Raw genomic sequence first — 20835 nt, forward strand, 5'->3', positions numbered from 1 at the left:
GGCGCGGTCAAGGGGGCGGGCGCAGCGGGCTCGTGAACGTTCACGACGGAAGCGCGGCATCGGGCGCGTGCAGGGTGAGCCACTCCTCGTCGATGCGGTAGCCGAGCGCGGCGCCGGCCGCGATGATCGCCGCGTTGTCCCGGGAGCCGCCGGTGCGGAAGGCGCGCATGCCGGCGTGGAGCAGGGCGAGGACGGACGCCGCCTTCACGGCGCGGCCGAGCCCGCGCGAGCGGTGGGTCCGCGCGACGACGGTGACGTCCGTCTCGGCCCGGGCGCCGGCCGCGTCCACGTCGACGACCGTGAGGGCGACGAGGCGCCCGTCCGCGTCCAGGGCGCCGAAGGCACGCCGCGCCGGGGTGCCCACGAGCGCGGTCTCGGGCGTGAACGGCGCGTGCCGGGTGGCCGGGCCGCCCGGGTAGTCGTCGATCGTGGCGGCGTCGAGCTCGAGGATCCGGTCCCGGTCGTCCGGCCCGAGCTCGCGGATCCGCAGGCCGGGCGCGATGCCGGCCACGCACGCGCGCAGGTGCGCCTCATCGACGCGGTCGGCGTCGAGCTGCGCGCCCCACGACCGGGCGCCCACGCTCCAGCCTGCGGCGAGCAGGCCGCCGAGCCGCGGGTCGTCGGAGCGGAGGATGACGGGGTCGTGGGTCATGCGACGAGCCTGGCATGGCGATGCGCTCGCCTCGCGGGCATGCGACCGGTCCGCTGTCCGGGCGGCGGAGGGCGAGCCGGAGCGGTGGGGCGCGAAGCTGCGGGAGACGGAGTCGCTGCGGGCGTCGGTCGCGTGATCCACCCCGATCGGGGGCGTCCCGCGCGGCGCGCACGGTGAGAGGCTCAGGCCGTACCCGACCGAGCCGGCCGGCCCACCCGAAGGAGTCCCCGTGGATGACGACGTCCAGCTGATCAGCGACGGCGACGGCCTGGCCGTCATCGGCGAGCCGAGCGCGGTGGAGCGCTTCCTCGCCGCGAACGAGCTGCCGAAGGGGCGGGATCTGGGGCTCGAGCGGCTGAAGCCCGTCGCCGGCATGGCGGCGGCCGCGATGCAGGCGGGATCCGTCGTCGCGGAGAACCACGGGCGGTGGGTGAAGCTGTCCGACAGGTCGGTGAAGCTGATCAAGGACAACGTCGGCCTGGTGAAGAGCACGAAGTCGGGTCTCGATCTGGGCGTGATCCGCGGGCAGGGCGGGCGCTTCGTCGACGTCGTGGAGTTCGCGGCCGGGCCGGGTCGGATCCTGGCCAATCCCGCGGTCCTCGCGGGCGCCGCCGGCATCATGGCGCAGCTCGCGATGGAGCAGGCCATGGACGAGATCAGCGACTACCTGGCCGTCATCGACGCCAAGGTCGACGACATCCTCCGCGGCCAGAAGGACGCCGTGCTCGCCGACATGATCGGCGCGGAGATGGTCATCGACGAGGGCACGATGATCCGCGCCCAGGTGGGCCGTGTCTCGGACATCACCTGGTCGAAGGTGCAGGGCACGACCCAGACGCTCGCGCGCACGCAGGGCTACGCCCTCCGCCAGCTCGACGCCCTCGCCGAGAAGATGGAGAAGACGACCAAGGTCGACGACCTCGTGCGCGTGACGAAGGACGCGGAGTCGACCGTGCGCGAGTGGCTCGCCGTGCTCGCGCGGTGCTTCCAGCTCCAGGACGCCGTCGCCGTGCTCGAGCTCGACCGCGTGCTCGACGCCTCGCCGGAGGAGCTGGACGAGCACCGGGTCGGGCTGCGCACGGTCCGTCAGAACCGCCTCGCCGTGATCGGCCGCACCACCGACCGCCTGCTCGAGCGGATGGACGCCGCGGCCGGCACCGCGAACGCGAAGGTGCTGCTCAACCCGTTCGACTCGCGGGCGGTCGTGGGATCCAGCAACCAGGTGGCGTCCGGCGTCGTGCGGTTCAACGGGCTGCTCGGCGTCGCCGACGAGCGCGAGTCGCTGGAGGCGCGCCGCTGGCTCGCGGCAGTGGGTGACACCTGGGACTCGGCGCGCGACCAGGGCGCCGAGGGCGTGGACGCCGCCCGCCGCCTCGGAGCCGCGGCCTTCGGTCGAGGCCGCGCAGCAGCCGACGGGCTCTCCCTCAAGCTCGCCGCGGGGGCCATGCGCCGACGCCGCGGCAAGGGCGACGAATCGGGCGAGCTCGAGGCCGCGGACGAGCCGCAGCCCTGATCCTCGGATCAGGAGCCGGCCGCGATCCCCTCCCGCCGCACCGCGTCCCGCAGGAGGTCCTCGACCGCGTCGGCGGCGCGGAGCAGGTCAGCGGACTCCGCGCCCATGCCCGCGACGACCGCGTCGACGCCGCGGAGCCCCGCACGTGTCAGCAGCTGCTTCTCGTTCGTGATCCACTCGCCGCGGTGGGCGAGGATCGCGTGCGCCGCCTGGCAGGACGCCTCCGCGAGGAGCCCCGCGCACTGCGCGATCCGGCCGTGGCGGGCGTGGCCCTCGCGGGCGTAGTGCAGGGTCAGCGCGGCGTGCTCCCACCAGATGCCGGGCGCGGACGCCCGCAGCGCGGCCGGGTACTCGAACGCGGGCACCTCGCCCCGGAGGGCGCGGTTCACGCCCAGCTCGGCCAGCAGGATCGTGCTCGGCAGGCCCGCCTGGTGGAAGAGCAGCCGCTCGATGGCGAAGCGGCCGGCGAGCGCCTCCTCGTGCACGGCGTCGATCATGTCGAGATCGCGGTAGTGGACGTCGACCGTGCGCCCGTCGACGTGCAGCGCGCCGCCGCCGTCGAAGATCCGGCCCCAGCCGCCGCGCGGGCTGAGCGACCCGGGCCAGCCGAGCGCGCGGAGGCCGTCGGGATCGAAGGACCCGCGGTAGTAGACGGCCACGTCCCAGTCGCTCTCGGGCCGCGCGACCCCCTGCGCTCGGGATCCGCCGAGCGCCACTCCCCGCACGCCGGGCACGGAGGCCAGCGCATCAACGACGTGCTCGAGGAACGCGTCGTCGTCGAGGCCGAAGGTCGGACCGGCGTCGACGGGGTCCGTCACGCCCGCCCCGCCACGCTCCGCCACGACTGGATCCCGCCGCGCAGGCTCACCGCGTCGCGCCCGGCCTCGCGGAGCGCCGCCGCGGCTGCCCGCGAGCGCACGCCCGACGCGCAGTAGACGATGACGCGGTCGGTGATCTCGCCGGGCACCGCGCCCGGATCCACCGTGACGATGCGCACCGGCACCGCGACGTGGCCGGGGATGGAGTCGACGAGGCGCTCGTCGGGCTCGCGCACGTCGAGGAGGACGACCTGCTCGTCGGAGGCGAGGATCCGCTCCACCTCCTCCGCGTCGAGCTCGGTGCCGTCGGTGGCCGCGCCCACACCGCAGAAGAGGTCGTAGTCGGCGAGCGCCGTGACCCGCTGGCGGCCCTTCGCGCGCTTCACGCCGATGGTGCGGCTGGTGCCGGCGAGCGCGTCGAGCACCACGACCCGGCCGAGCAGCGGCTGTCCCGCGCCCGTGACGAGCTTGATGACCTCGGTCGCCATGAGCGACCCGACCGTGCCGCACACCGCGCCGAACACGCCCGCCTCCTCGCAGGAGAGCACGGCGCCGTCGGCGGGCGGCTCGGGGAACACGTCGCGGTAGTCGATGCCGCGGCCGTCGGGCGCCGCGTCCCAGAAGACGGTGACCTGCGCGTCGAACCGGTACACGGATCCCCACACGCACGGGACGCCGACGAGCGCCGCCGCGTCGCTGATGAGGTACCTCGTGGCGAAGTTGTCGGTGGCGTCGACGACCACGTCGTATCCGCCCAGGATCCGGAGGGCGTTGTCGTTGGTGAGCCGCTCGGCGTGCTCGATCACCTCGATGCCGGGGTCCGTGCGGTGCACGGAATCCGCAGCTGACGAGGTCTTCGGCCGGCCCACGTCGGGCGTGCCGTGGATGGTCTGGCGCTGGAGGTTGGAGAGGTCCACAGCATCGTCGTCTACGATTCCCAGGGTCCCGATCCCCGCTGCGGCCAAGTACTGCAGCACCGGGGAGCCCAGCCCGCCCGCGCCGATCACGAGCACGCGCGCCTGGTCGATGCGGGACTGACCCCCCATCCCGATGCCGGGAAGGGCGAGGTGCCGGGAGTGCCGTTCGCGCCGCTCGTGCGCATCCTGCCCGGAGCCCTGACCACCCGGGCCCCGCCCTCCGGGGTCGGTGCCCTCCCGATCGACGAGCGGCAGAGACGACCCCATGACAGACCTCCGTACGGACGGCGGACGCGGACCCGCGTCGACCGGACCCAGCGTACGACGGCCCGCCGACGGGACCCGCGGCGGCCGCCCCTCCGGCCCCCTCGGCCGCTTCCACCACCGCCGCTGGGGCGACGCCTGGATCATCGGCCTCCTCGGCTTCCTGCTCGCGCTCCCCCTCGCCGGCGCGCCGTCGGTCTGGTACGACGAGGCCGCCACCGTGATCTCCGCCACGCGCGGCTGGGACGACCTGCTCCGTGAGCTCAGCACGGTCGACGCCGTCCACGGCCTCTACTACGCGGGCATGAAGGTGTGGTTCGAGCTGGTCGGCTACTCCCCCACGTCGCTGCGGTTCCCGAGCGCCGTGTTCATCGGCCTGGCCGCCGCAGGCGTCGTGCTCCTCACCCGCACCGTCTCGACGCGCGCCACCGGCATCGTGGCCGGCATCGTCTTCGTCGTGATCCCCCGCTCGGCCTGGATGGGCACCGAGGGCCGGTCCTTCGCCCTCGGCACGCTCATCGCCGTCGCGCTCACGATCACGCTGGTGCTCGCGGCCCGCCGGGCGGGCGCGCGTTGGCAGGTGCAGGCCAGGTGGTGGGCGCTGTACGGGCTGCTCGCGTGGCTCGGCGCCTCCACGTTCGTGTACCTGGCGCTGCTCGTGGGCGCGCACGGCGTCGTGATCCTGTGGGCCGTCGCCTCCGCGCGCGCCGGCCGCCGCAGCCGCCGCCCCATGGTCGTGTCGTTGCTCGGGTGGGCCTCCGCGTCCATCGCCGCCGGGCTCCTCAGCCTGCCGCTCGTGCGCGTGGTGACGGAGCAGTCGGGCCAGGTCGGCTGGATCAAGCCCATCGGGCCGAACACCGTCATGCAGGTGCTGTCCACCCAGCTCTTCTCCGAGAACGACGTGTTCGCGCTGGTCGCCTGGGCGGTCGCGCTCCTGGGCCTCGCGCTGCTGGTGCGCCGCGGGATCCGCCTGGTGCGCGCCCGCCGCGCCTCCCGCGTCGAGCCCGAGGGCGACCTCGCCGAGTACGAGTCGGCGTACCTGCACGCCGGATGGTCGCCGACGATCCTGCAGCTCGCGGTCGTGTGGTGCGCCGTGCCCACGCTGCTGCTGATCGGCGCGTCCACCCTCATGTCGCCGCTCTACTCGCCGCGCTACATGGCCTACACGGCGCCCGCGTTCGCGATGCTCATGGCCGTGGGGATCCTCGCGCTGAGGTGGAAGCCGCTCGTCGCCGCGGTGACGGCCGCGCTCGTCGCACTCTCGGTGATGCAGCTCGTGCACGACCGCACCACCACCCGGAAGGCCGACTCCGACTGGGCCGCCATCGCGCGGATCGTCTCCGAGGAGCGCGCCCAGGAGGCCCCCGGCACGAGCGAGGCCGTGATCTTCGGCCCGGTGCGCCGGCACCCCAAGGCGACCTCGCGCATCGTCGCGTACTCCTACCCGGACGCGTTCCGCGGCATGGACGACATCCTGCTGCGCACGCCGCCCGGCGACACCGACGGCCTCTGGGAGCAGACGCACCCGCTGGCCGACCGGGTCGACGAGGTCGACGGCGCTGACGTCGTGTGGCTCGTCACGAGCGACAGGCAGGACATCCGCCCCGAGGTCGCCGAGGCGCTCACGCCGCGCGGCTTCGCGAAGACCGACGACTGGCACGTGATGAACGCGAACGTCGAGCGCTACGAGCGGGTCGACGCGGGCTGATCCGCCCGGCCGCGCATCACGAGGCGTCCTGCCACTCGCCGATGGTCCGCACCACGAGGTCGAGCTGCGACTCGAGCAGGAAGTGCCCGCCGTCGACCAGCTCGATGCGCGCGTGCGGGGCGTCGCGCCGGAACGCCTCCGCGCCCGCCGCACCGAAGATCTCGTCGTGGCGTCCCCAGATCGCGAGGAGCGGGACGCGCGACTCGCGGATCCACGCCTGCACCGCCGGGTACAGCTCCCGGTTGGTGGCGTAGTCGCGGAACAGCGCCAGCTGCACGTCGTCCTGGCCCGGGCGGGCGAGGAGCGCGAGGTCGTGCTCCCAGGCGTCGGGATCCACGACGGACGGGTCCGGCACGCCGTGCGTGTACTGCCACTCGACGGCGTCACGACCGAGAGCCGTGCGGAGCGCATCGCGCGTGGCGTCGGTGCGCTCCGCGCCGTCGGCCCAGATCGGATCCCAGAACGAGGGCACGAAGCCCTCCTCGTAGGCGTTCCCGTTCTGCGTGATGACGCCCGTGACGGCCCCGGGGTCGGCGAGCGCCAGGCGCCAGCCGACGGGGGCGCCGTAGTCCTGCACGTAGATCGCGTACCGGGACACCCCGATGGCGGCGAGGAAGCGCCCGGTCACGTCGGCGAGCGCGGAGAACGTGTACGCGAAGTCGTCGACCGAGGGCGCGGACGAGCGGCCGAAGCCCACCAGGTCGGGCGCGATGACGCGGTAGCGGCCCGCGAGCGCGGGGATCAGGTGCCGGAACATGTGCGAGCTCGACGGGTAGCCGTGCAGGAGCAGGAGGACGGGCGCGTCGACGGGTCCGGCCTCGCGCCAGAAGACGTCGAGGCCGTCGATCGAGACGGTGCGGTGGTGGACGGTGACCATGGCTAACCCCTTTGAGTTGTTTTGGTGGTTAGCGAGACGGTAGCATGGATCCATCGCGCCACCCGAGCGCGGAGGATCGAGGAGCCGTGCACCCGGACGAGGAGCTGCTGCTGGCCGTGCTGAACAGCGCGCCGGTGGTCGACGGCGGGCGCGAGGACCACCTCGACGGTGCATCCGGCCGGCAGCTCGCGCGCACCTGGGGCGGCATCGGCACCGCCGCCGAGCTCGAGCGCCTCCGCCGCGCGCGCGACGCGATCCAGGCCGTCGTCCGGGCCGATGCCGGCGCGGGCGGCATCGCGGATCCCGATCCCGTCGCCGCGCTGGCGGACGTCGTCGACGGGGTCGTCCGCACGCCGCGCGTCACCGCCGCGGGCGTCACGTGGGAGCTCCGCGCGCCGCGGGACGAGCGCCTGGCCGTGGAGGTCGTCCTCGCCTGGTCCGACGTGACCGCACGCCTGCCCGGCCGTCTCCGCCCGTGCGCGAACGACGAGTGCCGGCTGTTCCTCCTCGACCGCAGCCGCCCCGGCACGGCCCGGTGGTGCTCGATGGCGACCTGCGGGAACCGGATGAAGGCCCGCGCGCACGCACAGCGGACGCGCTGAGCCGAGCGGCCGATCCGGCGCCCGCCACAGCGCTCCCGCCCGGCCACGGCGCGCCCGGGCCGCACGACACGCGCCTCCCCGGTCCGCCGTCCTCCGCGACGGCGGACGCCCGAGTGGCTAGGGTCCTGACGGGCTCGGCGACGCCCGGTCCATCCGGTCGCCCCGCCGCGCCCCCACACGAGGGGACCGCACGCCACGCGAACCGCGGCGGGCGGCCGCAGCGCGCCGCGGGGATCCCGCCGCACGCGCCGACCAGCACGAGGAGAGCGCCACCGTGCCATCGCAGCCCGCCCCGGATCCGCGTGGACCCGTCGACCCGGGTCCCGCGGACGACGCCGCCGCCGGATCCCACGCGCGGTACGCCGGCCTCGACGCCCTGCGCGCGCTGGGGCTCCTGGCGGTCGTGCTCTTCCACGCGGCCCCCGACGCGGTGCCGGGCGGGTACGCCGGCGTCGACGTGTTCTTCGTCATCAGCGGCTTCCTGATCACGGGCCTGCTCCTGCGCGAGCGACGCGCGACGGGCACGATCCGCCTGGGCGCCTTCGCCGTCCGCCGCGTCCGCCGGCTCCTGCCGGCCGCCGTGATCGTCGTCACCGCGGCCACGGCCGTCGCCGCGATGATCGGCGGCGACGTGCTCGTCGGGCTGCCCGCCCAGCTCGTGGGCATGGCGGCGCTCGGCACGAACTGGCAGATGCTCATCGCCGGCGGCGACTACTTCCTCCACTCGACCACGGGCCTCTTCGACAACTTCTGGTCCCTCGCGATCGAGGAGCAGTTCTACCTGGTCTGGCCGATGGTGCTGCTCGTCCTCACGCGCGGCGGCCGCACGATCCGGCTCCGCTGGCTGTGGGCGGCGGGCGCGGTGGCGGCCGTCATCCCGCTCGCGCTCACGGCCGCCGGGCTCACGGAGGCCGCCTACCTGGCGACGCCCGCGCACGCGTTCGGGCTGCTCTTCGGCGCCGCCCTCGCGGTGGCGGCCGAGCGGCGACGGACGCGCGCGGATCCCGCGGCCGACGCGCACGCGACGGCGTGGGCGGTCGTCTCGTACCTGTCGCTCGTCGCGTTCGGGCTCCTGGCCCTCGCGCCCGACGCCGCGGATCCGGGCTCGCGCTCCCTCGTGACCGTGCTGGGCGCCGGGCTCGGCTGCGTCATGGTGCTCGCGTGCAGCCGGGGCGGTGCATCCCCGTTCGCGCGCCTCGACGCCGGACCGACGGGCTGGCTCGGCCGCCGCTCCTACGGCCTCTACCTCTGGCACCTGCCGATGCTCGTGCTCGCGGCGGCAGCGCTCCCCGACGTCGGGGGCCTGGGCCCCGTGCCCGGACTGCTGCTGGCCCTCGGGATCTCCGTCGTCGCCGCGGCCGCCAGCCACCGGTGGGTCGAGCTGCCCGTCCTCCGGCTGGGGTTCCGCCGGCTCCTGCGGCAGCCCGTGGCTCTCGCGGCGGCGGTCGCGCTCGTGCTGGGGCTCGGCACGTCGGTCACCGCGGCCGAGCGCGCCGACCCCGGCGAGACCGAGGCCCAGCGGTTCGTCGAGCAGGGCAGCGCCGACCTCCCCGGCGACGACGACGTTGATCCCGGTGCCGACGCCCCCGGGGACCCGGGCGGCCCCGGCGACCCCGGTGTCGCGGCGGATCCGGGCGGCTCCTCCTCCCCCGACGCCTCCCCGGGCGCTCCCGGCGCGGACCGCGCGCCGGACGCGGGCACCCCGGACGCGGATGCGCCACGCGCGACCCCGACCCCCACCGCGACCCCCGGTCCGTCCGCCCACGCCCCCGGGACGCCCGGCGCATCACCGCCCACCACGTCGACCCCCGCGCCGACGCCCGCCGCCCCGGCACCGCACGCCCCGACCATGGACGGCTCCTCGACGATCGCCATCGGCGACTCGGTCATGCTCGCCTCGGGACGCGCGCTCCAGCAGCAGCTCCCGGGCATCACCATCGACGCGGTGGTCAGCCGGCAGATGCCCGCGGCCGCGCAGCTCGTCCGCAGCCACCTCGACTCCCGGCCGGACGCCACCACCGTGGTCATCGCGCTCGGCACGAACGGGATGGGCGGCGTCGACGACCTCGAGCAGGCCATCCAGGCCGCGGGCGGCCGGAAGGTGGTCCTGGTCGACGTGTCCGGCCCCATGTCCTGGACCTCGCGGGTCGACGACGCGATCCAGCAGGCGGCCGCGTCACACGCGAACGTGCGGATCGCGCGCTGGCAGGCCATCGCGACGGCGAACCCGGGGCTGCTCGCGAAGGACGGGATCCACCCCGGCAGGCGCGCCGCCGCGATGTACGCCGCGGCCGTCCGCGACGCCATCGCGTCCTTCGGCTGAGGTCGCGTCGACCGCGCCCCACGGCGGCAGGATCGTCGCCACGGTCCCGCTCGGACCCGGGTCGCGAGAGCCCCGTCCCCTCCGGGCGGGTGCAGCTCGCGGATGCGCCCCGCGGACCCGGCTCGCGGATGCGGCCCGCGGACCGGCCCGCGGATGCGCCCCGCGGACGCACGAGGGCCCGACGCCGTGGCGTCGGGCCCTTCGCGGTGGAGCGGATGCAGCGGACGGAGCGGTCGCGGATCAGCGGACCGCGATGGTCCCCGCGAAGCGGGCGGTGACCGCCGTGCCGTCGGGCGTCTCGACCACGTGGTACGCGAGCCCCCGGTGGCCGGCGTCCGTCGTGATGACGGGGTTCGGGAACTCGGTGGTGAGGGCCCAGTCGCCGGAGCCGTCGACGTGCGCCTTCTCCGCGACCACCGTGAGCCCGGCGACGCCGCGGTTCCGGTACGCCGGGTCGCGGGTGACGGCGTAGGTGACGGTGACGATCTCGCCGGGGACGCCCGTGCCGTGGAACTCCACGCACTTGGTCGTGCCGGCGCAGACGGCCCGCTGCGTGCCGTGGACGGTCAGCGGACCCGTCCCCGTGATGCGCTGCGGGTCGGGCAGCGCGACGCGGGCGGTCGAGTCAGCCGGCCCGGTCGCCGCGACGGGCGACTCGGTGGCGGCCTGCGCCGCGGCCGGCGCGACGAGCGCGAGCGGGAGCCCGGCGCTGACGGTGATGGCGACCGCCGCGGCGGCGCGAGTGATGATGTGCATGATGTCTCCTCGGAGGATGGCGAGCGGGATCGGAGCCACGCGCGAGAGCGCACGCGCCGCCGAGGGTAGGGGCACCGCTCCGCGCGGGGCGGGCGTTCTCCACGATCCCGACCGTGGACCCCGTACCGTCGCCTCCGTGATCACGTACTTCGTCGCCGGCAGCTGGCGCAACAGGCCGGGCGTCGCCGAGGTCCTCGACGCGCTCGACGGCATCGGCGCCCGGTCCTACTGCTTCGTCCGCGCCGCCTACGACCCGGACGCCGCCGCGTTCGCCGCCCCGGGTGGCGCCGACCACGCCGACCTCGACGACCCGGGCATCCGCCGGCTGTTCGAGCAGGATCTCGCCGCGCTCCGGGCAGCCGATCGGTTCGTGCTCGTCCTCCCGGCGGGGGCCGCCGCGCACATGGAGGCCGGGATCGCCTACGGGCTCGGGAAGCGCTGCGTCGCGGTCGGCACGGCCGACCGCAGGGAGACCCTCCACCTCGCCTTCGAGGCGATGTGCGCCGGGCCGGAGGACCTGATCCGCCACCTCCGCGCGACGGGCGCCGCGCGGTAGACGGGCACCGGGACGCTCCGATGCACCGCGAGGCCGCACCCGTCAGCCGACGGTCCGGCGCTCCTCACCCGGCTCGGGACGCGGCGCGGCATCGGGCTCACGCGCCCCGCGCGGCCGCAGCTCGCTGACGAGCGTGCCGGCGACGATGAGGGCTGCCCCGAGGATCGCGAGCGCGGGCAGCCGCTCCCCCGCCACACGGCCGACGATCCCCGCCCACACGGGCTCGCCCGCGTAGATGATGGTCGCGCGCGTCGGCGACACGGAGCGCTGCGCCCAGTTCATCGTGAGCTGGATGAGGCAGCTGCTCACCCCCAGCGCGAGCGCCGCGACGAGCCACACCCACGAGAACGCCGGGATCGCCTCGCCCGCCACGGGCATGCACGCCAGCGACAGGGCGCCGGCGACGAGGAGCTGGACGACGGTCACCCGGCCCACGTCGACGCGGCCCGCGAACAGGCCGATGAGGATGATCTCGGCGGCGATCGGCAGCGTGCTCACGAGCGTCGCCAGCTCCCCCGCGCCGAGCGCCACCCCCTCCTGCGGACCCGCGACGAGCAGGAGCCCGACGAACGCCAGCGCCACCCCCACCAGGGCGAGAGCGCTCGGCCGCTTCCGGAACGCGGCCCACTGCAGGAGCGGCACGAGCGGCACGTAGAGCGCGGTGATGAAGGCGGAGGTGCTGCTCGGGATGGTCTGCAGGCCGTACGTCTGGAGGCCGTAGCCCAGGAAGATCATGACGCCGATGGCCGCGCCCGCGCCGAGGTCGACCCGGCGCATGCCGCGGAGCGTCCGGCGGAAGACGACCGCGCTGATCAGCCCGGCCGCGAGGAAGCGGAGCCCCACGAAGAAGAGCGGCCCGCTGTGCTCCATCGCGACGTGCACCGCGAGGAAGGTGCCGCCCCAGATCGCCGTGATGCCGAGGAGGGCCCACTCGGGCCGCGTGGGCCGGACGGCGCGGGGCAGCATCGTGCGCATGGTGCGGAGCGGGCCGGGTCAGCCGGTGATGATGCGGGCGCCGTGCACGGGCCCGGTGGCCCGGATGACCGTGAGGCGGGCGGCGCTCAGCGCGATCTGCAGCTCGAGCGCGCTGTCGAGGTCGGCCGCGAGGAACGCGACCGTGGGACCGGATCCCGAGACGATGCCCGCGAGCGCGCCGTTCTCCTCGCCGAGCTGGAGCACCTCGCCGAGGCCGGGCGCGAGGTGGAGGGCGGGCGCCTGGAGGTCGTTGTGCAGGACCTCGGCGAGCATGTGCGGATCCCCCGCGCGCAACGCCTGGAGCACGCCCGAGTCGACCTGCGGGACCTGCTGCGCCGGGAAGATGTCCTGCGCGTGGCGCTCGCGGTGCTTGTCGAGCTCGCCGTAGACGTCGGGCGTGGAGACGCCGAACTCCGCGATGGCGAGCACCCACTGGAAGGTGCCCTTGGCGAGCGCGGGGCTGAGGCGGTCGCCGCGGCCGGTGCCGATGGCGGTGCCGCCGGCGAGCGCGAACGGCACGTCGGCGCCGAGCTCGGCGCCGAGCGCGAGCAGCTGGTCGCGCGTGCGCTCGGTGCCCCAGAGGGTGTCGCAGGCGAGGAGGGTGGCCGCGGCATCCGCCGATCCGCCGCCCATGCCGCCCGCGATGGGCACGTCCTTCTCGATGCGCAGGTGCACGCCGCCGCGGTACCCGGTGCTCCGGGCGAGCAGGCGCGCGGCGCGGATGGCGAGGTTGTCGGCGCCGACCGTGAGGTGCGACGTGTCGATGGATCCGCCGAACTCCACCGAGAAGCCGTCCGACCGGGTGGCGTACACGTCCTCGTAGAGGCTCACGGCCTGGTAGGCGGTGGCGACGTCGTGGTAGCCGTCCTCCTGCAGGGCGCCGACCGTGAGGGAGACGTTGATCTTGCCCGGGGCCCGCGCGTGCACCACATCTGAGGTGGTGGCCGCGGAGGTCATGTGATCCAACCTAGCGGAGGCTGGGAGGCACTCCGACCCCGTCGCGATCCGCCCAGGCACGGGCTACGCGGAGGTAGTCGTGGACGCTCAGCTGCTCGCCCCGCGAAGTGGGGGCGACCCCGCCGGCCTCGAGGAGCGCCGACGCCGCCTCGCTCCCGCCGAGCAGCTCGGCGAGGGCCTGGCGCAGCATCTTGCGGCGCTGCTGGAAGGCCGCGTCGACGATCTTGAAGGTGCGCTTCCGCAGCTCCTCGGAGGCGAAGGGCTCCGCGTGCCGCTCGAAGGCGACGAGCACGGAGTCGACGTTCGGCACGGGCCAGAAGACCTGGCGGCTGACCTGGCCGGCCGTGCGCCACGCGCCGTACCAGGCGGCCTTGACGCTCGGGGATCCGTAGACCTTGGATCCGGGTGCCGCGGCGATGCGGTGTCCGACCTCGGCCTGCACCATGACGACGCCCGTGCGGATCGACGGGAAGTGCTCGAGCAGGTGCAGCAGCACGGGCACGGAGACGTTGTAGGGCAGGTTCGCGACGAGCGCGGCGGGGTCGCCCGGCAGGTCCTGGATGCGGAGCGCGTCCTCGTGCACGACGGTGAGGTCGGCGTCCGGCTGGTAGAGGCCCACCGTGATCGGGAGCTGCTCGGCGAGGCGGCCGTCGATCTCCACCGCGACGACGCTCGCGCCCGTCTCGAGGAGGCCGAGGGTGAGGGATCCGAGCCCGGGGCCGACCTCGACCACGTGCGTGCCGGCCTCGACGCGGGCGACGCGCACGATGCGGCGGACCGTGTTGGCATCGATGACGAAGTTCTGGCCGAGCTTCTTGGTGGGCGCGACGCCGAGCAGCTCGGCGAGGTCGCGGATCTCGGCGGGGCCGAGGAGCGTGGGCGCCGGGGCGGCGGCGGGCGCGGTCGACGCCTCGTCGCTCACGCGCGGCCCGCCGGGTCGAGCTCGGCCGGGTCCTTCGACGGCGACGTCACGGGCTCGTCGTCCCAGCGGCCGTAGACCAGCTCGGTGTTGGAGGAGATCTGCGCGGCGAGCATCGACACGTCGGTGCCGAGGTGCGCGGCCATCGCCCGGAGCGTGTGCGGGATGAGGTACGGCGCGTTCGGCCGACCGCGGAACGGCACGGGCGTGAGGAACGGGGCGTCCGTCTCCACCAGCAGCAGCGAGCGCGGCGCGAACGCGAGCGCCTCACGGAGGTCGTGCGAGTTCTTGAAGGTGACCGTGCCGGAGAACGACATGTACCAGCCGTTCTCGGCGCAGATCCGGGCGAGGTCCTCGTCGCCGGAGAAGCAGTGGAAGACGGTGCGCTCGGGGGCGCCGACGCGCAGCAGCGTGGCGACGACCTCGTCGTGCGCGTCGCGGTCGTGGATCTGGAGGGCGATTCCGCGCTCCTTGGCGATGCGGATGTGCTCCTCGAACGAGCGCTGCTGGGCCGCGCGGCCCTCCTCGCCCGTGCGGAAGAAGTCGAGCCCGGTCTCGCCGACGGCGCGCACGCGCGGGCGCCCGGCCAGCTCGTGGATCTCGGCCAGCGCGTCGTCGAGCGTGCCCGCCTCCTCGTAGGCAGGCGCCTCGTTCGGGTGGATCGCGACGGCCGCGAGCATGCGCGGCTCGTGCGCGGCCGTCTCCGCCGACCAGCGGGAGGTCTCGAGGTCGCCGCCCACCTGGATCACGCCGCGGACGCCCACGGAGCTCGCGCGGTCGAGGTGCTCGGTGAAGTCGAGGGGCGACTCGCCGTCCGCGATCTCGAGATGCGTGTGGTTGTCGTAGACCGGGACCGTGAGCGCCTCGGGCAGCGGCGGGTACGAGAGATCGCGCGTCTGGCCGTGGGCCGAGGAGGTGTCGCGCTGGCGCACGTGATTGGAGTCGGACATCGCGCTCACTCTACCGACGGCGTCCGCGTCGCCCGGGGCCGGGACGCGACGCATCGGCCTGCGCATCGCCCCGCAAATACCACGGGGATGGGCGATCCGGGGGCCTTCGGACGAAGCCGTTCCGGGCCCGATGCGGCTGCTAGCGTCCCGCGCTACAGGCGGTCGGACGCCGCCGTGCCGCGGGTCTCCCATGCCCGCTCCCACCACCATGAACACACGACAGGATGGCGAAAGATGAACGGATCGACGGAGATCACCAGCACGGGAACGAGACGAGGGGGCAGACGGAGCACGACGCGCAGGCGCGTCATCGCGGCCCTCTCCGTCACAGCGGGAGCTGCGCTCGCGACGCTGGCCGGAGCGACCCCGGCGCAGGCGGCGACGCCGGCGTTCGAGATCTTCTACGGGCCCGGCTGCGGAGGCGGCGGGACGGCGTCCCGCGTCTACACGGGGTTCAACGCCAAGGAGGGCTGGGTCAACGACACCTTCACCAGCAGCCAGTGGGGCACCGTCGGCCTGGGACAGCCGGTCCGCGAGGATGCGGCATCCATCTACGTCAGCAACGCCCGCGTGTACATCTACACGGACGGAGGAGACAGCCCGTCGTGGACGGCCGCGTCGACGGGCGCCTGCTACGACCTGCCCCCGGGCGTCCGCAACCACAACACGCAGTGGCAGACGTTCCGCATCAACTGATCCGCGGAGAGCAGCCCTCGGGTGGGTGGGCGGGTGCCGGACGGACCGGCCCCGCTCACCCGTCCCGCGTTGGCGCCGCCCCGCGCGACCCCCACCCGGCGTGCCGACGCCGACCGGGAGGCGGCACGATCGAGCGACGGGTCAGGCGACGGGCGTCGCCGGCTCCTGCTCGATGCGCGGGAACAGGGGCGCCTCGAGCGGGGTGACGAGGCCGGATCCGGTCCACTCGTCGGCGAGGTCGATGCGCTGCCCGCCGACCGTGCCGGTGCCGCCGAGCGCGGTCCAGAGCTTGGCGGTGGCGCCGGGCAGCACGGGCGCGAGCAGCACGGCGAGCGTGCCGAGCCCGCGGACCGCGGTGTGCAGCACGGTCTCGAGGCGCTCGCGGCCGTCGTCCCTCTTGGCGAGGGCCCAGGGCTCCTGGCTCGTGATGTAGCCGTTGAGCTCGTCGACCAGCGTCCACACGGCGGCGAGCGCCTCGTGGATCGCGAGCCGCTCGATGGCCTCGTCGGCGGTGGCCGCCGCGGACCGCGCCACGGAGAGCACGCGCTCGTCGGCCTCGGTGAGCGCGTTCCCCTCGGGGACGCGGCCGTCGAAGTAGCGGCCGACCATCGCGATCACGCGGGAGGCCAGGTTGCCGAAGCCGTTGGCGAGCTCGGCCTGGTAGCGGGCCGACAGGTCTTCCCAGCTGAAGGAGCCGTCCTGCCCGAACGCGAAGGCGCGCATGAAGTGGTAGCGGAAGGCGTCGATGCCGAAGGTGTCGGTGATGGTCTCCGGCGCGATGCCCGTGAGCTTCGACTTGGACATCTTCTCGCCGCCGACGAGCAGCCAGCCGTGGCCGAAGACGCGGCGGGGCGGCTCCTCGCCGAGCGCCATGAGCATGGCGGGCCAGATGACCGCGTGGAAGCGGAGGATGTCCTTGCCCACGAGGTGCGTGGCGGGCCAGCGGCGGCGGAACCGCTCGTCGTCCACGCCGTAGCCGATGGCCGTGACGTAGTTCATGAGCGCCTCGAACCACACGTACACGACGTGGCTCTCGTCCCACGGGATGGGGATGCCCCAGTCGAAGCTGGAGCGCGAGATGGAGAGGTCCTGCAGCCCGCCGCGCACGAACGAGAGGATCTCGTTGCGCGCGCTCTCGGGCTGGATGAAGTCGGGGCGCTCCTCGTAGAACGCGAGGAGGCGCTCGCCGAAGTCGCTCATGCGGAAGAAGTAGTTCTTCTCCTCGAGCTGCTCGACCGGCTTGGAGTGGATGGCGCAGACGAGCTGGCCCTCGAACGGCCCGGTGCCCTCGACCAGCTCGTTCGGCTGCTTGTAGTCCTCGCAGCCGACGCAGTACGAGCCCTTGTACTCACCCGTGTAGATGTACCCGGCGTCGTGGAGGCGCTGCAGGAACACCTTCACCGACTCCTCGTGGCGGGCGTCGGTGGTGCGGATGAAGTCGTCGTTGGAGATGTCGACGGCGGCGAGCAGCGGCTGCCAGCTCTCGGTGACGAGGCGGTCGGCCCAGGCCTGCGGGGTCGTGTCGTGCGCCGTGGCGGTGCGGAGGATCTTCTGCCCGTGCTCGTCGGTGCCCGTGAGGAACCAGGTGTCGTCGCCGCGCTGGCGGTGCCAGCGCGCGAGGACGTCGGCGGCGACCTCCGTGTACGCGTGCCCGATGTGCGGGACGTCGTTCACGTAGAAGATCGGCGTGGTGATGTAGAAGGGCTCGCCGCGGGACATGGGCTCCATCCTAACGATCGGCGGGAGCGCTCCCGATCGTGTGACGGGGGCGCCGAGCGGGCCACGCGCGCCGGTCAGGAGAGGTGGCGCTCCGCCGGTCCGTCGTACTCGGAGAGCGGCCGGATCAGCGAGTTCGCCGCCCGCTGCTCGACGATGTGCGCGGTCCAGCCGACCACGCGCGCGGCGACGAACAGCGGCGTGAAGGCGCGGGTCTCGAAGCCGAGGAGCGCGTAGGCGGGGCCCGAGGGGTAGTCGAGGTTCGGCAGGATGCCGGTGCGCGCCGCCATGCCGCGCTCGAGCGCGTCGTACAGCTCCATGGTGCGGGTGGCGGACTCCCCCGTGGGCCCGCCGTCGGCGACGCGGGCGGCCACGAGGTCGTCGAGCGCCGCCTTCATGGTGGGGACGCGCGAGTCGCCCGCGCGGTAGACGCGGTGGCCGAAGCCCATGACCTTGCGCTTCGCGGCGAGCGCCGCATCGAGCCACGCCTCCACGCGCGACGCGTCGCCGATCTCGTCGAGCGTCTCGAGCACGGCCTCGTTCGCGCCGCCGTGAAGCGGGCCCTTCAGCGCGCCGATGGCGCCCGTGACCGCGGAGTGCAGGTCGGCGAGGGTGGAGGTGATGACCCGGGCCGTGAACGTGGAGGCGTTGAAGGAATGCTCGGCGTAGAGGATGAGCGACACCTCCATCGCCTTCGCGTCGGCCTCCGTGGGCCGGTCGCCGTGCACCATGAGGAGCAGGTTCTCGGCGAGGCCGAGGTCGTCGCGCGGCTCGACGGGCGCGAGGCCCTGGCGGCGCCGCTGGTCGTACGCGATGAGCACGGGGATCTGCGCGAGCAGACGCACGGACCGCCCGAGGTCGGCGTCGGCGGAGTGGTCCTCCGGCGTCGGATCCGCGGTGCCGATCGCGCTGACCGCGGTGCGCAGGACGTCCATCGGATGCGCGTCGACGGGGAGGGCGTCGATGATCCCGAGCACGGCCGCGGACGGCTGCCGCTCCGACCGCTCCTGGTTCTCGAAGTGGGCGAGCTCCTCGTCGGTCGGCAGCTCGCCGTGCCAGAGGAGGTACGCGACCTGCTCGAAGGAGCACTCGGCGGCGAGCTCCTGCACGGGGTAGCCGCGGTAGAGGAGGGAGTTGGTGGCCGGCTCGACCTTGCTGATGCGGGTGGTGTCGACGACGACCCCGGCGAGGCCCTTGCGGATGTCGGCCATGGTGCTCCTTCGCGGCATGCCGCACCCGCGGTGGTCGGGCGGATCGGGTCGCCTCCGGGTGCGTTCGTCACTGTATCGGGGCCGGCGGCGCGGCGGCGAGGGGCGCCGACGACGAGGCGGTGGACGCGCGACGGCGGGTTGGGGAGGAGCCGCCGGACGACAGGCCGGTGACGACCTCCTCCGCACCCGGGTCGCCGCGGGATCCGCTCGGTAGCCTCACGAGCAGGCGCACCCGAGGCGCCGCCGCGCAGCCGCGCCGACCCGGAGGACGCCATGCCCGAGAGCACCGACCACGCCGATCGCGCCGCCGAGGCCGCAGCCGCAGCCGCAGGCGATGCCGCAGCCGCAGGCGACGCGCAACCCGGCGGCGCGGCCGAGCCCGACCGCTACGACGTCGCCGTCATCGGCGCCGGGCCCGCGGGCACCGCCGCCGCCCTCCGCGCCGCCGAGCTGGGCGCATCCGTCGTGGTGCTGGAGGCCGGCCGCCTCGGCGGCACGTGCGTCAACACCGGATGCGTGCCCACGCGCGTGCTCGCGAAGACCGCGCGGCTCGTGCGCGAGGTGCGCTCGGCGGGCGAGAGCGGGATCGGCGTGAGCGAGCCTGCGCCGCACTGGCCGTCGATCGTGGCGCGCGTGCACGCGCAGGTCGACCGCGTGCGCTCGCTCAAGGACGAGGCGGCGCGCTTCGAGGCGGCGGGCATCACGCTCATCCACGAGGGCCGCGCGCGCTTCGTCGACGACCGCACGCTCGTGCTCGACAGCGGCCGGCGGATCACGGCGGGCTCGATCATCGTGTGCGTCGGCGGCCACTCGCGCCGCCTGCCCGTGCCCGGCGCCGAGCTCGCGACCGTGCCCGAGGACGTGCTCGCGCTGCCGGGGATCCCCCGCCGTCTGGCCGTCATCGGCGCGGGCAACACGGGCGCGCAGCTCGTCACGGTGTTCCGCTCGTTCGGCTCCGAGGTCACGCTGCTCGACGTCGCGCCGCGCGTGCTGACGGCGTCCGACGAGGCGATCTCGGAGGCCGTCGCCGCGGCGTTCGTCGCCCAGGGCGTGCGGGTGCGCACCGGCATCGACACGGTGACGGGCCTCACCCGGACGGGCGACGGATCCATCACCCTGCTCTGGCGCGAGGGCGACCGCCCGCAGTCCTCCAGCTTCGACGCCGTGATCATGGCCACCGGCTGGCCCGCCGACGTCGAGGACCTGGGGCTCGAGCACGCGGGAGTGGAGGTGGAGAGTTCGGCGATCCCGGTCGACCGCTACCTCCGCACGCGCGTGCCGCACATCCTCGCGGTGGGCGACGCCAACGGGAAGGACATGCTCGTGCAGGCGGCGCAGTCGGAGGGCGAGGCCGCGGCCGAGAACGCGGTGCTGGGCGTCAACCGGCGGATCCCGCTGCAGCTCCTCCCGGCCGGCGGCTTCACCGACCCCGACTACGCGGGCGTCGGCCTCACCCAGGCGGAGGCGCGCGAGCGCGACGGCGCGTGCGTCGTGGCGCGGGTGCCGTTCGCCGAGGTCGACCGCGCCGTGATCGACGACCGCGAGGCCGGCTTCCTGCTCCTCATCGCCGACCGCCGCCGTGAGCTGATCCTCGGCGCGCACGCCGTGGGCGAGAACGCGGTCGAGGTGATCCAGTCGGTCACCACCGCGATGGCCGCGGGCGTCGACGTGTCCACCCTCGCGCACGTGCGGTTCGCGTACCCGACCTACAGCGCGATCATCGGGATCGCGGCCCGGCGGCTGCTCCAGGAGGAGGAGCGCCCGGGCGAGCTGGACTGACGCGCGGTCGGGGCCGCCCAGCGGCGCGTGGTCGGATGACCGCATGACCGCCCTCATCGTCACGGCCCATCCCGATCCCGACTCCCTCACCCACGAGGTCGCCCGCCGGGTCGTCGCCGCCCTCGGAGCCGACCGGACGGAGGTCGCGCACCTCGCGCAGGAGGGCTTCGACCCGGTGTTCGGCATGGCCGACCGGGCCGCGTACGCCGGCGACTCCCCCGCGCCCGCGGACGTCGTCGCCGAGCAGGCGCGCCTCGACGCCGCGGACCACGTCGTGCTCGTCTTCCCCGTGTGGTGGTGGTCGATGCCCGCCCTCCTCAAGGGCTGGATCGACCGCACCTTCATCGCGGGCTGGGCGTTCGGCATCGACGACGAGGGGCGCGTCGAGAAGCGGCTCCAGCGCCTCACCGTGCACCTCGTGCCCGTCTCCGGCACCAGCCGGGAGTCGTTCGCCCGGCACGGCTACCTCGCGTCGTTCGAGACCCAGATCGGCCACGGGATCCTCGACTACTGCGGCGCGCGCCGCGGCGCGACGGCCGTCGTGCACGACTCCGAGTCGGGCGACCGCGACGCCGTGGACGCCGAGGTGGAGCGGGCCGTGGCCGAGGTGCTGGCGGCGGTCGGCTGATCCGGCGGGCCCTCCGCG

At 74.5% G+C, this 20835-nt stretch carries 19 protein-coding genes; 8 read left to right on the plus strand and 11 right to left on the minus strand.

Annotated features, from left to right (window positions below; translation table 11 throughout):
- Nucleotides 1-40: 40 nt before the first annotated feature.
- Entirely contained in the window at nt 41-652 is a 612-nt protein-coding gene (locus AWH51_RS05305; protein ID WP_063071070.1) for a hypothetical protein, read from the minus strand.
- A gap of 229 nt (nt 653-881) precedes the next feature.
- On the opposite strand from AWH51_RS05305, the gene AWH51_RS05310 reads away from it, so the two are divergent.
- A complete protein-coding gene (locus AWH51_RS05310) occupies nt 882-2165 on the plus strand; it encodes a hypothetical protein (RefSeq protein WP_063071071.1) in 1284 nt (427 codons plus the stop codon).
- An 8-nt stretch (nt 2166-2173) separates the two neighbouring features.
- Here AWH51_RS05310 and AWH51_RS05315 read toward each other — a convergent pair whose 3' ends face one another.
- Nucleotides 2174-2983, minus strand: a complete 810-nt coding sequence (locus AWH51_RS05315) for a nucleotidyltransferase domain-containing protein (protein WP_063071098.1) — start codon at nt 2981-2983, stop codon at nt 2174-2176.
- A complete protein-coding gene (locus tag AWH51_RS05320) occupies nt 2980-4167 on the minus strand; it encodes a ThiF family adenylyltransferase (RefSeq protein WP_063071072.1) in 1188 nt (395 codons plus the stop codon). Before AWH51_RS05320 ends, AWH51_RS05315 begins: the two co-directional genes overlap by 4 nt.
- Between AWH51_RS05320 and AWH51_RS05325 the strand changes: the two genes are divergently transcribed.
- On the plus strand, nt 4166-5872 hold the full coding sequence (locus AWH51_RS05325) for a glycosyltransferase family 39 protein (protein WP_063071073.1): 1707 nt from the start codon (nt 4166-4168) through the stop codon (nt 5870-5872). The genes AWH51_RS05320 and AWH51_RS05325 overlap by 2 nt on opposite strands.
- A 16-nt stretch (nt 5873-5888) precedes the next feature.
- Here AWH51_RS05325 and AWH51_RS05330 read toward each other — a convergent pair whose 3' ends face one another.
- Nucleotides 5889-6749, minus strand: coding sequence for an alpha/beta fold hydrolase (locus tag AWH51_RS05330; protein WP_063071074.1), 861 nt, complete (start codon nt 6747-6749; stop codon nt 5889-5891).
- An 86-nt stretch (nt 6750-6835) separates the two neighbouring features.
- Here AWH51_RS05330 and AWH51_RS05335 point away from each other — a divergent pair, with 86 nt between their 5' ends.
- Together AWH51_RS05335 and AWH51_RS05340 are read left to right on the plus strand one after the other, a co-directional pair.
- Entirely contained in the window at nt 6836-7351 is a 516-nt protein-coding gene (locus AWH51_RS05335) for a CGNR zinc finger domain-containing protein (RefSeq protein ID WP_107490162.1), read from the plus strand.
- A 274-nt stretch (nt 7352-7625) separates the two neighbouring features.
- Nucleotides 7626-9674 carry an acyltransferase family protein gene (locus tag AWH51_RS05340; protein WP_063071076.1) on the plus strand — a complete coding sequence of 683 codons (2049 nt, stop codon included), beginning with the start codon at nt 7626-7628 and terminating at the stop codon, nt 9672-9674.
- Nucleotides 9675-9914: 240 nt separating this feature from the next.
- Here the strand turns inward: AWH51_RS05340 and AWH51_RS05345 are convergent, their stop codons facing one another.
- Complete coding sequence (locus tag AWH51_RS05345) at nt 9915-10430, minus strand: hypothetical protein (protein ID WP_063071077.1); 516 nt, start codon at nt 10428-10430, stop codon at nt 9915-9917.
- Nucleotides 10431-10566: 136 nt separating this feature from the next.
- Between AWH51_RS05345 and AWH51_RS05350 the strand changes: the two genes are divergently transcribed.
- Entirely contained in the window at nt 10567-10986 is a 420-nt protein-coding gene (locus AWH51_RS05350) for a hypothetical protein (RefSeq protein ID WP_063071078.1), read from the plus strand.
- A 42-nt stretch (nt 10987-11028) separates the two neighbouring features.
- On the opposite strand, the gene AWH51_RS05355 is transcribed toward AWH51_RS05350, so the two are convergent.
- Genes AWH51_RS05355 through AWH51_RS05370 form a run of 4 tightly spaced genes read right to left on the minus strand, consistent with a single transcriptional unit; the run spans nt 11029 to nt 14787 of the window.
- A complete protein-coding gene (locus tag AWH51_RS05355) occupies nt 11029-11952 on the minus strand; it encodes a DMT family transporter (protein WP_063071099.1) in 924 nt (307 codons plus the stop codon).
- 27 nt (nt 11953-11979) lie between these two features.
- Entirely contained in the window at nt 11980-12918 is a 939-nt protein-coding gene (locus AWH51_RS05360) for a 4-(cytidine 5'-diphospho)-2-C-methyl-D-erythritol kinase (protein ID WP_063071079.1), read from the minus strand.
- 10 nt (nt 12919-12928) lie between these two features.
- Nucleotides 12929-13840, minus strand: a complete 912-nt coding sequence (gene rsmA / locus AWH51_RS05365) for a 16S rRNA (adenine(1518)-N(6)/adenine(1519)-N(6))-dimethyltransferase RsmA (RefSeq protein ID WP_063071080.1) — start codon at nt 13838-13840, stop codon at nt 12929-12931.
- Nucleotides 13837-14787 carry a TatD family hydrolase gene (locus AWH51_RS05370; protein ID WP_063071081.1) on the minus strand — a complete coding sequence of 317 codons (951 nt, stop codon included), beginning with the start codon at nt 14785-14787 and terminating at the stop codon, nt 13837-13839. The genes rsmA and AWH51_RS05370 overlap by 4 nt, the downstream gene beginning before the upstream one ends.
- Before the next feature lie 234 nt (nt 14788-15021).
- On the opposite strand from AWH51_RS05370, the gene AWH51_RS05375 reads away from it, so the two are divergent.
- Nucleotides 15022-15483 (plus strand): hypothetical protein, encoded by a 462-nt coding sequence (locus tag AWH51_RS05375; RefSeq protein WP_063071082.1) that lies wholly within the window; start codon nt 15022-15024, stop codon nt 15481-15483.
- A gap of 141 nt (nt 15484-15624) precedes the next feature.
- Here the strand turns inward: AWH51_RS05375 and metG are convergent, their stop codons facing one another.
- Nucleotides 15625-17202, minus strand: a complete 1578-nt coding sequence (gene metG / locus AWH51_RS05380; protein WP_063071083.1) for a methionine--tRNA ligase — start codon at nt 17200-17202, stop codon at nt 15625-15627.
- Between the two features lie 74 nt (nt 17203-17276).
- Nucleotides 17277-18428, minus strand: coding sequence for a bifunctional 2-methylcitrate synthase/citrate synthase (locus tag AWH51_RS05385; protein ID WP_063071084.1), 1152 nt, complete (start codon nt 18426-18428; stop codon nt 17277-17279).
- A gap of 255 nt (nt 18429-18683) precedes the next feature.
- Here AWH51_RS05385 and AWH51_RS05390 point away from each other — a divergent pair, with 255 nt between their 5' ends.
- Both AWH51_RS05390 and AWH51_RS05395 read left to right on the plus strand, forming a co-directional pair.
- Nucleotides 18684-20189, plus strand: coding sequence for a dihydrolipoyl dehydrogenase family protein (locus AWH51_RS05390; protein WP_063071085.1), 1506 nt, complete (start codon nt 18684-18686; stop codon nt 20187-20189).
- Between the two features lie 43 nt (nt 20190-20232).
- Nucleotides 20233-20817, plus strand: coding sequence for an NAD(P)H-dependent oxidoreductase (locus AWH51_RS05395; RefSeq protein ID WP_063071086.1), 585 nt, complete (start codon nt 20233-20235; stop codon nt 20815-20817).
- Nucleotides 20818-20835: the final 18 nt, after the last annotated feature.

The sequence above is a fragment of the Clavibacter tessellarius genome, assembly GCF_001618005.1.
GTDB classification, from domain to species: domain Bacteria; phylum Actinomycetota; class Actinomycetes; order Actinomycetales; family Microbacteriaceae; genus Clavibacter; species Clavibacter tessellarius_A.

Bases quoted from the DNA above. Each gene is read 5' to 3' on its own strand.
- AWH51_RS05370 (WP_063071081.1), bottom strand. From the start codon at position 14,787: ATGTCCGACTCCAATCACGTGCGCCAGCGCGACACCTCCTCGGCCCAC.
- AWH51_RS05330 (WP_063071074.1), bottom strand. From the start codon at position 6,749: ATGGTCACCGTCCACCACCGCACCGTCTCGATCGACGGCCTCGACGTC.
- AWH51_RS05375 (WP_063071082.1), top strand. From the start codon at position 15,022: ATGAACGGATCGACGGAGATCACCAGCACGGGAACGAGACGAGGGGGC.
- AWH51_RS05305 (WP_063071070.1), bottom strand. From the start codon at position 652: ATGACCCACGACCCCGTCATCCTCCGCTCCGACGACCCGCGGCTCGGC.
- AWH51_RS05355 (WP_063071099.1), bottom strand. From the start codon at position 11,952: ATGCTGCCCCGCGCCGTCCGGCCCACGCGGCCCGAGTGGGCCCTCCTC.
- AWH51_RS05360 (WP_063071079.1), bottom strand. From the start codon at position 12,918: ATGACCTCCGCGGCCACCACCTCAGATGTGGTGCACGCGCGGGCCCCG.
- AWH51_RS05385 (WP_063071084.1), bottom strand. From the start codon at position 18,428: ATGCCGCGAAGGAGCACCATGGCCGACATCCGCAAGGGCCTCGCCGGG.
- AWH51_RS05320 (WP_063071072.1), bottom strand. From the start codon at position 4,167: ATGGGGTCGTCTCTGCCGCTCGTCGATCGGGAGGGCACCGACCCCGGA.
- metG (WP_063071083.1), bottom strand. From the start codon at position 17,202: ATGTCCCGCGGCGAGCCCTTCTACATCACCACGCCGATCTTCTACGTG.
- AWH51_RS05395 (WP_063071086.1), top strand. From the start codon at position 20,233: ATGACCGCCCTCATCGTCACGGCCCATCCCGATCCCGACTCCCTCACC.
- AWH51_RS05390 (WP_063071085.1), top strand. From the start codon at position 18,684: ATGCCCGAGAGCACCGACCACGCCGATCGCGCCGCCGAGGCCGCAGCC.
- AWH51_RS05325 (WP_063071073.1), top strand. From the start codon at position 4,166: ATGACAGACCTCCGTACGGACGGCGGACGCGGACCCGCGTCGACCGGA.
- AWH51_RS05345 (WP_063071077.1), bottom strand. From the start codon at position 10,430: ATGCACATCATCACTCGCGCCGCCGCGGCGGTCGCCATCACCGTCAGC.